Annotated in this window: 9 protein-coding genes and 2 pseudogenes; 5 read left to right on the top strand and 6 right to left on the bottom strand. The window is 70.6% G+C overall.

Annotated features, from left to right (window positions below; genetic code table 11):
• Nucleotides 1-386 precede the first annotated feature (386 nt).
• Together ACFPZI_RS15540 and ptsP are read left to right on the top strand one after the other, a co-directional pair.
• Entirely contained in the window at nucleotides 387-836 is a 450-nt protein-coding gene (locus ACFPZI_RS15540; protein ID WP_381363451.1) for a PTS sugar transporter subunit IIA, read from the top strand.
• A gap of 79 nt (nucleotides 837-915) precedes the next feature.
• On the top strand, nucleotides 916-2,586 hold the full coding sequence (gene ptsP, locus ACFPZI_RS15545; protein ID WP_381363453.1) for a phosphoenolpyruvate--protein phosphotransferase: 1,671 nt from the start codon (nucleotides 916-918) through the stop codon (nucleotides 2,584-2,586).
• Between the two features lie 137 nt (nucleotides 2,587-2,723).
• Here ptsP and ACFPZI_RS15550 read toward each other — a convergent pair whose 3' ends face one another.
• Both ACFPZI_RS15550 and ACFPZI_RS15555 read right to left on the bottom strand, forming a co-directional pair.
• Nucleotides 2,724-3,611: a hypothetical protein gene (locus ACFPZI_RS15550; protein ID WP_381363454.1), complete on the bottom strand. Its 888-nt coding sequence runs from the start codon at nucleotides 3,609-3,611 to the stop codon at nucleotides 2,724-2,726.
• Nucleotides 3,612-3,712: 101 nt separating this feature from the next.
• Complete coding sequence (locus ACFPZI_RS15555) at nucleotides 3,713-5,680, bottom strand: acetoacetate--CoA ligase (RefSeq protein WP_381363456.1); 1,968 nt, start codon at nucleotides 5,678-5,680, stop codon at nucleotides 3,713-3,715.
• Between the two features lie 212 nt (nucleotides 5,681-5,892).
• Here ACFPZI_RS15555 and ACFPZI_RS15560 point away from each other — a divergent pair, with 212 nt between their 5' ends.
• The gene (locus ACFPZI_RS15560; protein ID WP_381363458.1) at nucleotides 5,893-8,253 is read left to right on the top strand and encodes a glycoside hydrolase family 31 protein; all 2,361 of its coding nucleotides are present in this window, start codon (nucleotides 5,893-5,895) and stop codon (nucleotides 8,251-8,253) included.
• 61 nt (nucleotides 8,254-8,314) lie between these two features.
• Here ACFPZI_RS15560 and ACFPZI_RS15565 read toward each other — a convergent pair whose 3' ends face one another.
• Entirely contained in the window at nucleotides 8,315-8,851 is a 537-nt protein-coding gene (locus tag ACFPZI_RS15565) for an NUDIX domain-containing protein (protein WP_381363460.1), read from the bottom strand.
• 44 nt (nucleotides 8,852-8,895) lie between these two features.
• On the bottom strand, nucleotides 8,896-9,705 hold the full coding sequence (locus ACFPZI_RS15570) for a M15 family metallopeptidase (protein ID WP_381363462.1): 810 nt from the start codon (nucleotides 9,703-9,705) through the stop codon (nucleotides 8,896-8,898).
• A gap of 110 nt (nucleotides 9,706-9,815) precedes the next feature.
• On the opposite strand from ACFPZI_RS15570, the pseudogene ACFPZI_RS15575 reads away from it, so the two are divergent.
• Together ACFPZI_RS15575 and ACFPZI_RS15580 are read left to right on the top strand one after the other, a co-directional pair.
• Nucleotides 9,816-9,991, top strand: a pseudogene (locus ACFPZI_RS15575) (PhlB family protein); the annotation flags it as partial.
• A gap of 35 nt (nucleotides 9,992-10,026) precedes the next feature.
• Nucleotides 10,027-10,216, top strand: a pseudogene (locus tag ACFPZI_RS15580) (lipid-transfer protein); the annotation flags it as partial.
• Nucleotides 10,217-10,343: 127 nt separating this feature from the next.
• Here ACFPZI_RS15580 and ACFPZI_RS15585 read toward each other — a convergent pair.
• On the bottom strand, nucleotides 10,344-10,949 hold the full coding sequence (locus ACFPZI_RS15585; RefSeq protein WP_381213474.1) for a GTP-binding protein: 606 nt from the start codon (nucleotides 10,947-10,949) through the stop codon (nucleotides 10,344-10,346).
• Entirely contained in the window at nucleotides 10,930-14,625 is a 3,696-nt protein-coding gene (locus ACFPZI_RS15590; RefSeq protein WP_381363464.1) for a hydantoinase B/oxoprolinase family protein, read from the bottom strand. The genes ACFPZI_RS15585 and ACFPZI_RS15590 overlap by 20 nt, the downstream gene beginning before the upstream one ends.
• Nucleotides 14,626-14,636 lie beyond the last annotated feature (11 nt).

Below are 14,636 nucleotides of genomic sequence, written 5' to 3' on the forward strand. Positions count from 1 at the left end.
TCAAGGAACGGACGCTTCCTTTGTACTCACCCTCTCGGGCTTTCCTCCGGGCGCTTCCCTTCGATGTTTCCAACACTATCAGCGTTTCTCCTGCTCCCTGACCACTGTCCTGCGAACACGCAGAAGCTGACCCCGGGATAGGATCTGACGAGTTGGATTTGCTGCGAGGTAGTGACGCGAGATCACGCCGTCCAGCCCCAGGCAGGTTGTCGACTGTACACGGGGCTGCGGATCGGGTGCAAATCAATAAGAAGAAGTGGTCTAGACCTCCAATCGGTCCTCTCGCACGGAACCGGTACTACCTATGCCATACGCTGCATCGCAGTGCGCCGTCCGAGACCGACAGTGACGGGCCCCTACCGATCTCCACCCCTGGGAGGCTTCCCATGACCACCGTGACATCCCCGCTCGCAGGACGGGCGATCGGACTCGGCTCCGTGCCCGATCCCGTCTTCTCCGGGTCCATGGTCGGCCCGGGTATGGCGATCGACCCCATACGGGAGCCCTCCACTGCTGTCTCCCCCGTCGACGGTGTCGTGGTCTCTCTGCACCCGCACGCGTTCGTCGTGGTCGACGAGAGCGGTCACGGCGTGCTCACCCATCTCGGCATCGACACCGTGCAGCTCAACGGTGACGGCTTCGAACTGCTCGTCAATAAGGGCGACACCGTGACCCGCGGTCAAGGTGTCGTGCGCTGGGACCCTGCCGCAGTCGAGGCCTCCGGCAAGTCCCCGGTGTGCCCGGTCGTGGCCTTGGACGCCACGGTGGAGGCACTCTCCGAACTGCGCGACGACGGCGAGGTGAAGGCCGGCGAACCCCTCTTCCTCTGGAAGTGACGCCGGTGCCGTCACTCGACGGCAAGCAGGTCAACCCACACGGCGGCGGATACCGCCGCAACTACCGGAGACAGGTGAGATGGAGACAACGCTGCGAGGCGTCGGTGTGAGCCATGGTGTGGCGATCGGCGAGGTTCGACACATGGGAACGGCGGTCCTCGAGCCCCCGGCCAGGCAGATCCCGGCTGAGGAGGCGGAGCGTGAACAGGGGCGCGCCCGCAAGGCCGTGGAGGCAGTGGCGGCCGATCTGATGGCGCGCGGCAACCTGGCGGGCGGCGAAGCCCAGGCGGTACTCGAGGCCCAGGCCATGATGGCCCAGGACCCCGAGCTGATGACGGACGTGGAACGTCGTATCGCCGAAAGCAGCACCGCCGAGCGCGCGGTGTACGACGCGTTCGCCGCGTACCGCGAACTGCTGGCCGCTGCCGGTGAGTATCTTGCGGGCCGCGTGGCCGACCTCGACGACGTGCGGAACCGTATCGTCGCCCGGCTGCTCGGGGTTCCGATGCCAGGTGTCCCGGACAGCGACGAGCCCTATGTCCTCGTGGCCCGTGATCTCGCACCGGCGGACACAGCGCTGCTGGACCCGACCCTGGTGCTCGGTTTCGTGACCGAGGAGGGGGGACCCACCAGCCACAGCGCGATCCTGGCTCGGGCGCTCGGTGTGCCGGCCGTGGTGGCCCTGCCCGGTGCCGGTGAGCTCGCCGAAGGGACACTGATCGCCGTCGACGGCAGCACCGGTGAGATCTTCGTGAACCCGAGCGAGGAGAAGAAGGGACAGCTCGAGGCCGCGGCAGCCGAGCGCCGGGCGGCGCTCGGCACGTCGACCGGGCCCGGTGCGACCTCCGACGGTCACACGGTGCCGTTGCTGGCGAACATCGGCGGTCCGGCGGATGTGCCGGCCGCGGTCGAGGCGGGCGCGGAGGGCGTCGGTCTCTTCCGTACCGAGTTCCTCTTCCTCGACGACAGCAAGAACGCTCCCTCCGAGGAGAAGCAGGTCGAGGCCTACCGTCAGGTGCTCGAGGCGTTCCCCGAGGGCCGTGTGGTGGTGCGGGTGCTGGACGCGGGCGCGGACAAGCCGCTGGACTTCCTCACCCCGGCGGACGAGCCGAACCCGGCACTGGGCGTGCGCGGTCTGCGGTCGCTGCTCGAACACCCCGAGGTGCTGCGAACCCAGCTGTCGGCGCTGGTCAAGGCTGCGGAGGGGCTGTCCGTCCACCTTGAGGTGATGGCCCCGATGGTGGCGGACCGCGCCGATGCCAAGGCCTTCGCCGACGCGTGCCGTGAGGCGGGTCTGCACGCGAAGTTCGGTGCGATGGTCGAGATTCCGTCGGCCGCGCTGCGGGCGCGCTCGATCCTGCAAGAGGTGGAGTTCCTGTCACTGGGGACGAACGACCTCGCGCAGTACACGTTCGCCGCGGACCGTCAGGTGGGTGCGGTGTCCCGGCTGCAGGACCCGTGGCAGCCCGCGCTGCTCGACCTGGTGGCGCTGTCGGCGGAAGCCGCGAAGGCCGAGGGCAAGAGCTGTGGTGTCTGCGGTGAGGCCGCCTCCGACCCGCTGCTCGCTTCGGTGCTGACCGGTCTGGGTGTCACCTCCCTCTCCATGGGTGCGGCGTCCATTCCCTTTGTGCGGGCAGCGCTGGCGAAGTTCACTCTGGCGCAGTGCGAGCGGGCCGCGGCGGCGGCCCGTGCGACGGACAGTGCCGAGGAGGCCCGCAGGGCCGCTCAGGCGGTGCTGTCGGGCGAGTAGTAGGGCAAGAGCGGGACGCGTCTCGGGCTCACTGACGACCGCCGCCGCTGTTCCCGGAGGGGCGCTCCGCTCAAGGGGCGCCCCTCCCTGGTTTCCGTTCTCCTTCTCCGTTCTGCGTTCCCCTTTCCGTTCGGGGCTCAGTGGTGGTGGGTCGGGTTCGGGTCCTCCCCGAGGTCGGGCGGCTCGCAGTAGTCGACGTTGGACTCGGGCGGGATGAGATCTCCCGATTCGACGTCGGTGCAGTAGGCGTCGAAGACCTCCCCCGCAGTGAGGGGCTCGAGGCCATGGGCGCGCAACCGCCAGCCGTGGATGCGGTCGGGGGTGCCCAGGGCGGTGGTCCGCATGACGAGCCCGCCCGGACTGTCGGTGGCGAGACCGACGGCCAGCACCGTGGTGAATTCGAGGATCTCGGCGTCGTCCAGTTCCAGGCGTCCGCCGTTGTCGTCGGCGTGGAGGACGGCGAGCAGGGTCTCGGGTGGTCCGGAGACGCTGCAGACGAGGTGCCGGCTCCCGGGACCTGCCGTGTCGAGGATGCGGACGATCAGCTGGGAGGCGCGGGCGAAGGCCTCGCGGCCCAGGTCCTCGCCGCACGAGGGGCAGGCGCCGAGACGGGCGAGGAGCATGGTTGCGTACTCCCAGGTCGCCTGGCGGACGCCCTCGTCGACGAGGGCGGGCAGGAGGTCGGTCAGAGGCTGTCCCTCATAGGGGACGGTGGCTCCGGTGACCGCGAGTTCGGCCGTGAAGCGGGTGCGGCTGGTGTGGCTGTCCGGGTCGAGGCCGCGTTGTGCGCAGAACTCCGTGTACTCCTCGGGGTCGAAGAGGGCCAGTGTGGTGTGGCTGCCCTGCAGGACACGTGCCCTGAGGACGGCCTCCACGTGTTCGAGGTATGTTCCGTGATCGTCGAAGATGAAGCTTCGGTAGTGCCGCATGGCGCGGAAGTCGTGCTCGTCGGTCAGCAGCCCGATGGTGCCCGCGATCTCGCGGCGCAGGACGCGTCGCATGGTTCGGTGGTCGGTGTACGTCATGTTTCCCCCTGCACAGTCGATCAATGCTCACTCACGGTAACCGTGGGCACTGACAAAGGCGTCCGGGCCGGACGGCTGCGGACCGGGCGGGCAGGGTGAGGTCAGGCGCGTTTGCGGGCCAGGTCCTCGTAGAACGTGAGCAGATCCAGATTGTCGACGGAGCCGGCGTTGACCGCCTTCTCCAGCGGTGTGCCCTGGAGAAGGCGCTTGACCGGGACCTCGATGCGTTTGCCGGTCAGGGTGTGCGGGACGCCGGGTACCTCAATGATCTCGTCGGGGACGTGGCGCGGGGACAGTTCTTCGCGGATGGTCCGCTGGATACGGCCCTTCAGTCCCTCGTCGAGCACGGCGCCCGGTGCCAGGTGGACGAACAGGGGCATCCAGTAGCCGCCGTCGGGCTGTTCGATGCCGATGACGAGGGATTCCTTGATCTCGGGAAGGCGCTCGACGGCCTCGTAGATGTCCGCCGACCCCATGCGGACGCCCTGACGGTTGAGCGTGGAGTCGGAACGGCCGTGAATGACGACGGAACCTCGGGAGGTAAGGGTGATCCAGTCGCCGTGCCGCCAGACGCCGGGGTAGGTGTCGAAGTAGCTGTCGTTGTAGCGGCTGCCATCGGGGTCGTTCCAGAAGTGGATCGGCATGGACGGCATTGGATTGGTGACCACGAGCTCGCCGACCTCGTCGGTCAAGGGCCTGCCGCTCGGGTCCCAGGACTGCAGGTCCGTACCGAGGCAGGGTGCCTGCAGCTCGCCGACGTGGACGGGGAGGGTGGGTACGGCGCCGGCGAAGCAGGAGCACACGTCCGTACCGCCGCTGACGGAGGCGATCCACAGGTCGTCGCGCACCTCGTCGTGCAGCCAGCGGAAGCCGTCGGGCGGCAGGGGAGAGCCGGTGGTGGCGACGCACTGCACCGCTGAGAGGTCGAAGTCGCGCGAGGGGTGCACGTCCGCCTTGCGGCAGGCCATGACGTATGCGGCGGAGGTGCCGTAGAGGGTGGCGCCGGTGCGTTCGGCGATCCGCCACTGGGCGCCTGTGTCCGGGTAGCCGGGGCTGCCGTCGTACAGGACGATCGTCGTCCCGGTGAGCAGGCCGGAGACGAGGAAGTTCCACATCATCCAGCCGGTCGACGTGTACCAGAAGAAGCGGTCCTCCGGGCCCAGGTCGCAGTGGAGTCCGAGCTGCTTGAGGTGTTCGACCAGGATGCCGCCCTGGGACTGGACGATCGCCTTCGGCAGTCCGGTGGTGCCGGAGGAGTAGAGCACCCACAGGGGGTGTTCGAAGGGCACCTGCTCGAAGACCGGTTCGGTGTCCGCGGAGGTGAGGGTCTGCCAGTCGAGTGTCCCGTCCGGGGCGTCGGTGCCGAGTAGGGGGATGTGTACGACGGCGCGCAAGGTGGGCAGTTCACGGCGCAGTTCGGCGACGACGTCGCGGCGGTCGTGCTCCTTGCCGCCGTAGCGGTAGCCGTCGACGGTGAACAGGACGACCGGTTCGACCTGCTGGAAGCGGTCGAGCACACTGCGGGCGCCGAAGTCGGGCGCGCAGGAGGTCCACACGCCGCCCACGGCCGCGGTGGCCAGGAAGGCGACGACGGCCTGCGGGATGTTGGGCAGGTAGCCGCTGACGCGGTCGCCGGGGCGTACGCCGAGGGCGCGCAATTCGGCTGCCAGGGAGCCGACCTGGCGGCGCAACTCGGCCCAGGTGACGGGCCTCGGGTCGTGGGTCTCGTCGACGTGCAGGAGCGCCGGTTCGTCCGCGCGGGTCGCGGTCGCGCGGAGGGCGTGTTCGGCGTAGTTGAGGGTGGCACCGGGGAACCACTGGGCGCCGGGCATCGAACGGTCGCCCAGCACGCGCGCGTAAGGGGTCGAGAAGCGGACGTCGAACCACTCCGTGACGGCCTTCCAGAAGGTTTCCGGCTCGTCCACGGACCAGCGGTGCAGCTCCGCGTAGCCACCCTCGGCGGGGGCGCCGTGGTGCTCGGCCGCCCACGCGTGGAACATGGTGATCCGGGCACGGGCGATGCGTTCCGGATCTGGCTGCCAGAGCGGCTGGGGGTTCACGGTCGACATGGGCGGCTCCCGGACTGTGCGCGTCGTGTGCGTCCTGCGCGCACGGGCTGGGGGGTGCGCGTGACGCGGCTGACAGGGACGATGCCACGTGATCGTCTTCCGTACCAGGGCGTGGCCCACATAGTCCCGGTCGTGAAGATGTGGTCCGATCATGAGTGAACGGCAGTTGAACGACACACGTGCGAGGTGCGGGCAGTGGCAGGGTGAGCACCATGGACGGTCGTGACCTGGTGCGTTCGGTGAGATCGGTCGGCTCGATGGGGACGGCACAGGGTTTGCGTACCGTACGAGCAGCGTGGCGCAGGCGGCGGGCCGATGCCACCGGGCTGCCACCGCGCGGGGCGGAGCGCGCGCGCACTCCCGGGCCGGTACGGGAGGTGGAACCCGGGCCCGGGGGCGGGGTCGTCCGGTTCGGCCGTTCCGAGCTGCGGATCCGCGTCGCCGTGAACGGGGCCGTCTTCTGGGGCTGGGACGGGGCGGCTCCGGAGCCGTCGTACGCGCTGGCAGGGCGCTGTCCCGACCCGGATCCGCGGGCGGTGCTGGAGCCGGACACCAACGGCGGCTGGCGGGTGGTCGCCGAGCGGGTGACGGTCACCGTCTCGTGGCACGGCGCGGTGGAGGTGCTCACTCCGGGGGGCGTGGTGCTGCGTCGGGAGCTGCCGCCGCGGTGGTGGGAGCCGGTGGCAGGGGGTACGGCGCGCTGGATGCAGCGGTCTGAGGTGCGTGCCGACGCCCGGTTCTTCGGGCTCGGGGAACGGGCCTCGGGGCCGAGGCTGCGGGACGGCACCTACCGGCTGTGGAACACGGGTCCCGGTCTCGGTTTCGAGCCCGGCGACGATCCGCTTCCCCTCACGATGCCGGTGCAGCTGGTGCTGGCCGACGCGGGCACGCATCTCGCGTTCCACGACTGTTCGTGGGACGGCACCGTCACGCTGCGGGAAGGCGTGGAGGGTGCCGGCTCCGGGCACGACCGGGCGGGGACCAGCGAGCTGCGGATGGACGGGGGGCCGCTGCGCTGCTGGGTGATGGTGGGGACTCCCGCGCGGGTGCTGCTCGCCTGGGCGTCACTGACCGGTGCGCCCGCGCTGCCGCCCGCGTGGGCCCTCGGCCATCATCACGTGCGGTGGGGTGACGGCAGTGAGCGGGAAGTGCGGCGGGTCGTCGCCGGCTATCAGGAGCACGGGCTGCCGCTCGACGCCGTCCACCTCGGTAGCGGCCACCACGACGCCCACCAGGGGTTCACCGTGGACCAGGAGCGGTTCCCCAAGCTGCCGGCCCTCGCCGACGAGCTGCGGCGGGACGGGGTCCGGCTGGTGTCGGTCGTCGGTCCGGCGGTCCCTGCCGGGGAGGGCAACGCCGTGTACGACGCGGGGGCGGCCCGGGACGCGTTCGTTCGGGACGCCTCGGGAGATGTCGTCCAGGGTGTGTCCTGGCCCGGGGGCGTGGTCTTCCCCGACTTCACGCACCCGCGCGTGCGCGCCTGGTGGGGCGGTCTGTACGCGGAGCGGCTGGAGCAGGGGTTCGCGGGCTTCTGGCACGACATGAACGAGCCGACGTCGTTCGCCGCGTTCGGGGAGCCGACGCTCCCCCGCTCGGCCCGTCACGCCCTGGACGGGCGGGACGGTGATCATCGTGAGGCGCACAACGTGTACGCGTTGTGCATGGCCAGGGCGGCCCACGAGGGGCTGCGGGCGCTACTGCCCGAGGAGCGGCCGTTCCTGTTCTCACGCTCGGGGTGGGCCGGCATGCAGCGCTACGGCGGGAGCTTGTCGGGGGAAGTGGCCACGGGCTGGCCCGGGCTGCGGGCGTCACTGGCCCTGGTCCTGGGGCTCGGGCTGTGTGGTGTCCCGTACGCGGGGCCGGACATCGGCGGCACCGGCGGGAACCCATCTCCCGAGCTGTATCTGCGGTGGCTCCAGCTGGGCGTCCATCTGCCGCTGCTCCGCACCCGCGCGGGGGCGGGGCACAGGGAGCCGTGGGAGTTCGGTGCCGAGGTGCTGGTGCACGCGCGCACGGCTCTCGTCGAGCGCCGGCGGCTGCAGCCGTACCTCGTGACTCTGGCGCATCTGGCCCGACGTACCGGTGCTCCCTATGCGCGACCGCTGTGGTGGTCGGCGCCGGAGGAGCGTGCGCTGCGCGACTGCGAGGACGCCTTCCTTCTGGGCGACAGCCTGCTGGTGGCGCCGGTGCTGGTTCCGGGTGCGGAACGGCGTACGGTGCGGTTGCCCGGCGGGCGCTGGTACGAGACGGCGACGGGTCGGGCGTTCGACGGGCCTGCCCAGGTACTGGTCGACGCGCCCCTGGACCGCATTCCGGTGTTCGCTCGCGCGGGCGCCGTCATTCCCGTGTACGGGGAGGACGGCGGGCTGGAACTGGAGGTGTGGGCGCCGGCCAGGGGGCAGACCGGTGGCGGGACGGTCGTCGCGGACGCCGGCGACGGCTGGGAGGAGCCGGGCATTGAGCGGTACACCGCCCGCTGGGCGGGGTCCCGGATCGTCGTCGAGCGGGAGGGCGAGCACGGCACCGGCGGTCTGCCCCACCCGGTGCGTGTCCGCGGGCTCGGGCCGAACTGAGCGGGGCGGGGAAGAGCCCGGCCCCTGCGTGCCCGTGGGCCGGCCGGGCTGAGCCGTGGGGTCAGATGTACCGGCCCTCGAACCAGGCCCGCACGGCACGTGTGTGCAGCGGGAAAGCAAGTTCCTCCGCGCGGCGCAGCAGGTGCCAGCCCTCCGTCTCGTCCGTGGCGTCCGACGACGGCAGCCCTTCCGCGGGACGTTCCGGGAGCAGCCCGAACAGCAGCAGGTGTCCGTCGGGCGAGCTCATGGCCTCGGCGAGCCGTACGTCCCGGCTCGCCGCGTCGATGCCGGTCTCCTCCTGGAGTTCGCGGACGACGGCCTGGCGCCAGTCCTCCCGGTCGTCGATGTAACCGCCGGGCAGGGCCGTGCCTCCGCGCGCGGGGGCGATGGTCCGGGTGATGACGACCAGGGCGGTGCCCTTCGGGTCGTACACGGGCTGGAGGGCGACCGCGACCGGCAGCGGGTTGCGATAGGCGACGGTGCCGCATGCCGGGCAGGTGCGGGGCCGGCCGGAGACGCCCTCGCCGAAGGGCGTGCCGCAGCTCGAGCAGTGGGAGTCCGGCACAGGATCGGGGCCGGGGGTTTGGGTTCTGGGCACGCGCGGACTGTAACCGATCAGGGCGAGGGCGTCTCCGGGGCCGTTCAGCGGTGGCCTGCGAGCGGCCTCCGGGACACCGGGAAGTCGAAGTAGGTGTCCGGATGGGCCTCCGGCTTGAAGGTGTAATGCCACCATTCCTCGGCCAGGTTCACGAAGCCGAGACTCTTCAGGGTGCTTTTGAGGAGCACCCGGTTGGCCCGCTGTTCTCCCTGTATGCGGGGGTCAAGGGTGTGGCTGAGGGTGTCGAAGCAGTCGTAACCGGTGCCCATGTCGACGGAGTTGTCGGGGAACCGCTCGTCCTGGCCCGCGAAGCAGGGTGTGAGATGTTCTCCGGGGCGGTACGGGCGGGTCGGCGTGGCGGGGAGCCGTACGACGGTGAGGTCCACGGTCGAGCCGCGGCTGTGGCCGGACTTCTCGGCGATGTAACCGTCGGCGAACAGCCGGGACTTGTCGACGTTCGGGTAGAACTCGGCCTTCATCGCCTGGTCGTCGGGGTCCTTGGCCCAGCGTACGAAGTGGTCCACGGCGCGTTGGGGCCGGTAGCAGTCGTACACCTTCAGGGAGTAGCCCCTGGGCAGCAGCTTCCGCTGAGCCTCGTGGAGGGCTCGGGCCGCGGGGCGGGTGAGGATGCACAGCGGCTCCCGGTAGCCGTCGATGCGCTCGCCCACGAAGTTGTGCAGGGTGAAGTAGCGGACCTCCTGGATGATCGTCGGATCCACACTGCTCAGCGCCACGAAGTCCTTCGGGGCCCTGGGCTCCGGCGTCGCCGGGGCGGACGCTGCGGGGGCGGTCGTCGCTGTCAGCGCGGCGAGTGTGGTGACCAGAGCGCATACCGCGGCGGAGAGTTGTGTCATGTCTCCTGCATCTATCAGGAGGCGGGTTCAACGGGGAAGCACCCTGCCCTTGTTCGCTCATCCGTGGCACGCTCCTGACCATCCGTCAGGAATGCTGGACGAGGGTGATGGAGGTGCCGTTGTCGCGCCGCGGCCGGGTGTGGTCGTACACAGTCGCCCGGTACCGGCCTCCGTCACCGTCGCCGAGTCGGCGGTGGGCATGGAGGTGGAGGTCGTCGCCGGCGTACTCCGTGAGGACGGGGAGACGACCTGGACGATCTGGCAGTTCAAACCCACGGGGGTGACCGGGCGACGGGAGAGGTGGCGGTGCTCGGCGCCGGTATGCACCTGTGGGGCAAGTGGGGCGTGGCTTCGTCGAGTACGGCGTGGCGGCGGCCCCCGCGGCGCTCGCCGACACCGGCTGCAGTGGCGGGACATCGACTCGGTGGTGGACGCGGACACCGTGCGTGCCGGCTGTCCGGGGTATGCGGCCGGGGCGACGTTCGCGAAGGCGCTGGGCCGACAGGGGGCCGGCCGGTCACGCTGTCCCTGGCCACGGTGCTGTGCACACCGGACAGTGTGACGGACGACCGACAGGTCGCCGTCTGTCTCGCCCCACTGAAGAAGGCGGCGAAGTCCTTGGACGGGGCGAGCCGGGTTCAGGTGGTGACGGCCTGGCGGCGCTGCGCTGCCTGTGCCATGGCGTGCTGGACGACACCGATGAGGACCGTCTTGACCGACTCCCGGTCCCGGGCGTCACCCATCAGGAGCGGCACGTCCGGGTCGAGATCGAGGGCCCGGCGGATGTCATCGGCCGGGTGGCGTACGGCTCCCTCGAAGCAGTTGACGCCGACGAGAAACGGTATGGAGCGCCGCTCGAAGTAGTCGATGGCCGCGAAGCAGTCCTCCAGCCGCCGGGTGTCGGCAAGGACGACGGCACCGAGGGCTCCCTCGGCGAGCTCGTCCCACATGAACCAGAACCGCTCCTGGCCGGGCGTGCCGAAGAGGTACAGCACCAGGTCCTCGCGGAGCGTGATGCGGCCGAAGTCCATGGCCACGGTGGTGGTGTTCTTGGCCTCCACCCCGCTGAGGTCGTCGACCGGGCGCCCCGCCTCGGTGAGCAGTTCCTCGGTGCGCAGCGGCCTGATCTCGCTGACCGCGCCGACGAGCGTGGTCTTGCCCACGCCGAAGCCGCCGGCCACCAGGATCTTGAGCGTGACGGGCTCGACCGGGGGCTTGCCGCGCTCAGAACGCCCGAAGATCATCGTACTTTTCTCCTGCTCGGTGGGGGTCGGGCGGTGGACCGTAGCCGCCACCGCCGGGGGTCTCGATGACCAGCACGTCGTCGGGGCGGACGTCCGCCGAGTCGCTGCCGTCCAGTGCGGTGACGGTGCCGTCCGCGCGGTCGATCCGGTTGGCGCCGGGCGCGCCGGGCGCGCCGCCCGCCATGCCGTACGGGGGGATCCTGCGGTGCTGGGACAGCGTGGAGACGGTCATGGGTTCCAGGAAGCGGATGCGGCGGACCGCGCCGTCCCCGCCGCGCCATCGGCCTGCTCCGCCACTGCCCGCGCGTACGGCGAACTCGTCGATGCGGACGGGCAGGCGCCACTCCAGGACCTCGGGGTCGGTGAGGCGCGAGTTGGTCATGTGGGTCTGTACGACGGACGCGCCGGGAAAGCCCTCTCCCGCGCCCGAGCCGGAGGCGACGGTCTCGTAGTACTGATGGCGGGCGTTGCCGAAGGTGACGTTGTTCATGGTGCCGGAGCCCTCGGCCTGGACACCGAGCGCCGCGTAGAGGGCGCCGGTGATGCTCTGGGAGGTCTCCACGTTGCCCGCGACGACGGCGGCCGGTGGCTGGGGCGCCAGCATGGAGCCGGGCGGCACGATGATCCGCAGCGGCCGCAGGCAGCCGTCGTTGAGCGGGATGTCGTCGGCCACCAGGGTGCGGAAGACGTACAGGACGGCCGCGTTGACGACCGAGAAGGGGGCGTTGAAGTTGGTGGGCAACTGCGGTGTGGTGCCCGTGAAGTCGATGGTGGCGGAGCGGTCCGCGCGGTTCACGCGTACGCGCACGCGGATGACGGCCCCGGAGTCGGTCTCGTAGGCGTACTCGCCGTCGTCGAGGGCGTCGATGACGCGGCGCACCGATTCCTCGGCATTGTCCTGGACGTGCCGCATGTAGGCCTGGACCACGTCGAGGCCGAAGTTCTCGATCATCCGGCCGACCTCGTCGACGCCCTTCTGGTTGGCGGCGATCTGGGCCCGCAGGTCGGCGAGGTTGGTCTGCGGGTTGCGGGAGGGGTACCGCGCGTCGGTCAGGAGGCGGTGGGTCTCCTCCTCGCGGAACCGTCCGTTCTCGGCGAGCAGCCAGTTGTCGAAGAGGATGCCTTCCTCGTCGATGGTGCGGCTGTCGGCGGGCATGGAACCCGGGGCGATGCCGCCGATCTCGGCGTGGTGGCCGCGTGAGGCGACGTAGAAGAGAACACTTCGGTCACCCTGCGTGGTGTCGGCGGGCCCGGTGCCGAAGACCGGGGTGATCACGGTGACGTCGGGGAGGTGGGTGCCGCCGTGGTAGGGGTCGTTCACGGCGTAGGTGTCACCCGGGCGCGTGGTGGAGCCGCGCCGCCGGATGACCTCCTTGACACCGATGCCCATCGAGCCCAGGTGGACGGGAATGTGAGGGGCGTTGGCCACCAGGTTTCCGTCCGGGTCGAAGAGGGCGCAGGAGAAGTCCAGGCGCTCCTTGATGTTGACGGACTGGGCGGTGGACTCGAGGCGGGCGCCCATCTGTTCGGCGATGGACATGAAGAGGTTGTTGAAGACCTCGAGCAGAACCGGGTCGGCTTCCTGGTCGGATTCGGTGTCGGATTCGGTGTCGAGATCGGAACTCTGCGTAACCGCGACGCGTTCCATGACCACATGCCCGTCATCGTTCGGAGCGGCCCGCCAGCCTTCGTCGACGACGGTCGTGGAGCCGGCCTCGGTGATGATCGCCGGTCCGGTGACCGTCTCCCCGGGGGGAAGGTGCTCTCTGCGGTGGAGGGGGACGTCGCGCCAGGTGCCGCCGGTGTGGAGGCGGACGGGGCACGGGGCGGACGGGCGGCCTTCGTAAGGGGCGAGGGCGGAGAGATCGGGGGGTTCGGTGATGCCGGTGGCTTCGACGGAGAGGGCTTCGACGACGATCGGACGGTCGAGCGTGAAGGAGTACGTGGCGCGATGACGTTCTTCGAAGGCGCGGCGCATGGCGGTGGGGTCGTTCAGTTCGACGGTGAGGGTGGTGTCGGTGCCGTCGTAGCGGAGCTGTGCCCGGCGGGTGACCTCGATCCGGTCCTCGGGGATGTCCTCGGCAAGGAGTTCGGCGCGGGCCGCCGCTTCCAGGTCGTCGGCGATCCGGTGGATGCCGGGCATCGCGGCGGACTCCAGGGGTGCCTCGGCGGAGCGTTCGCGCATGGCCGTGGTGTCGGCGAGGCCCATACCGAGTGCGGAGAGGACTCCCGCCATGGGCGGCACGAGGACGGTGCGAATGCCGAGGGAGTCGGCGACCATGCACGCGTGCTGTCCGCCCGCACCGCCGAAGGTGGTGAGGGCGTAGCGGGTGATGTCGTGGCCCTTCTGGACGGAGATCCGCTTCACCGCGGCGGCGATGTTGGCGACGGCGATCCGCAGGTAGCCCTCGGCGACCTGCTCCGGGGTGCGGTCGTCGCCGGTCTGCTCGCGGATCTCGCGCGCGAGGCCGGTGAAGCGGTCGCGGACGAGTCCGGCGTCGAGGGGCTGGTCGCCGTTCGGGCCGAACAACGCCGGGAAGTGGTCGGGCTGGATGCGTCCGAGCATGACGTTGGCGTCGGTGACGGCGAGCGGTCCGCCGGCCCGGTAGCAGGCGGGGCCGGGGTCGGCGCCCGCCGAGTCCGGCCCCACGCGGTAGCGGGAGCCGTCGAAGTGGAGGACCGAGCCGCCGCCGGCGGCGACGGTGTGGATGTCGAGCATGGGCGCGCGCAGCCGTACGCCGGAGATCTGTGTGGTGAAGACGCGTTCGTAGTCCCCCGCGAAGTGGGACACGTCGGTGGAGGTGCCGCCCATGTCGAAGCCGATGACCTGGTCGAAGCCGGCGAGCTGCGACATACGGGCCATCCCGACGATGCCGCCGGCCGGCCCGGACAGGACGGCGTCCTTGCCCCGGAACTGCGCGGCTTCGGCGAGGCCGCCGTTGGACTGCATGAACATCAGCCGCACGCCGTCGAGTGCGTCGGCCACCTGCCGGACGTAACGGCGCAGTACGGGCGAGAGGTAGGCGTCGACGACGGCCGTGTCACCGCGCGGAACGAGCCGCATCAGCGGGCTGACCTCGCTGGACAGCGAGATCTGCGGGAAGCCGATGCGGGCCGCGAGTTCCCCGACCGCCTGTTCGTGGGCGGGGTGGAGGTGGCTGTGCATGCAGACCACGGCAACGGCCCGGATGCCGTCGTCGTGGGCCCGGCGCAGCGGCCCGCCGAGGGCGTCCAGGTCGGGGACGCGCAGGACGGTGCCGTCGGCGGCGACACGTTCGTCCACTTCGACGACCCGTTCATACAGCAGCTCGGGCAGTTCGATGCGGCGGGCGAAGATGGCGGGGCGGTTCTGGTAGGCGATGCGCAGGGCGTCGCGGAAGCCGCGGGTGACGACCAGGAGGGTGCGTTCGCCGGTGCGCTCCAGGAGGGCGTTGGTGGCGACCGTGGTTCCCATGCGTACGGACTCGACGGGCTCGCGGGAGCCGGCCAGCAGTTCGCGGACACCCGCGACCGCCGCGTCGGCGGTGGGTTCCGCCCCACCGGGAGGACGACCGGGCCGGTCGAGGGCCGGGTTGTCCGACAGCAGTTTGCGTGTGAGGAGCCGTCCGTCGGGTCGACGGGCGACGATGTCGGTGAAGGTGCCGCCTCGGTCGACCCAGAACTGCCAGCCTGTCACGTCAGTACTCC

The sequence above is a fragment of the Streptomyces chlorus genome, from assembly GCF_042655885.1.
GTDB lineage: Bacteria > Actinomycetota > Actinomycetes > Streptomycetales > Streptomycetaceae > Streptomyces > Streptomyces chlorus.

What these genes read in the sequence shown, in the direction of transcription:
- ACFPZI_RS15540 (WP_381363451.1), top strand. Translation starts at nt 387, where the DNA reads ATGACCACCGTGACATCCCCGCTCGCAGGACGGGCGATCGGACTCGGC.
- ptsP (WP_381363453.1), top strand. Translation starts at nt 916, where the DNA reads ATGGAGACAACGCTGCGAGGCGTCGGTGTGAGCCATGGTGTGGCGATC.
- ACFPZI_RS15550 (WP_381363454.1), bottom strand. Translation starts at nt 3,611, where the DNA reads ATGACGTACACCGACCACCGAACCATGCGACGCGTCCTGCGCCGCGAG.
- ACFPZI_RS15555 (WP_381363456.1), bottom strand. Translation starts at nt 5,680, where the DNA reads ATGTCGACCGTGAACCCCCAGCCGCTCTGGCAGCCAGATCCGGAACGC.
- ACFPZI_RS15560 (WP_381363458.1), top strand. Translation starts at nt 5,893, where the DNA reads ATGGACGGTCGTGACCTGGTGCGTTCGGTGAGATCGGTCGGCTCGATG.
- ACFPZI_RS15570 (WP_381363462.1), bottom strand. Translation starts at nt 9,705, where the DNA reads ATGACACAACTCTCCGCCGCGGTATGCGCTCTGGTCACCACACTCGCC.
- ACFPZI_RS15585 (WP_381213474.1), bottom strand. Translation starts at nt 10,949, where the DNA reads ATGATCTTCGGGCGTTCTGAGCGCGGCAAGCCCCCGGTCGAGCCCGTC.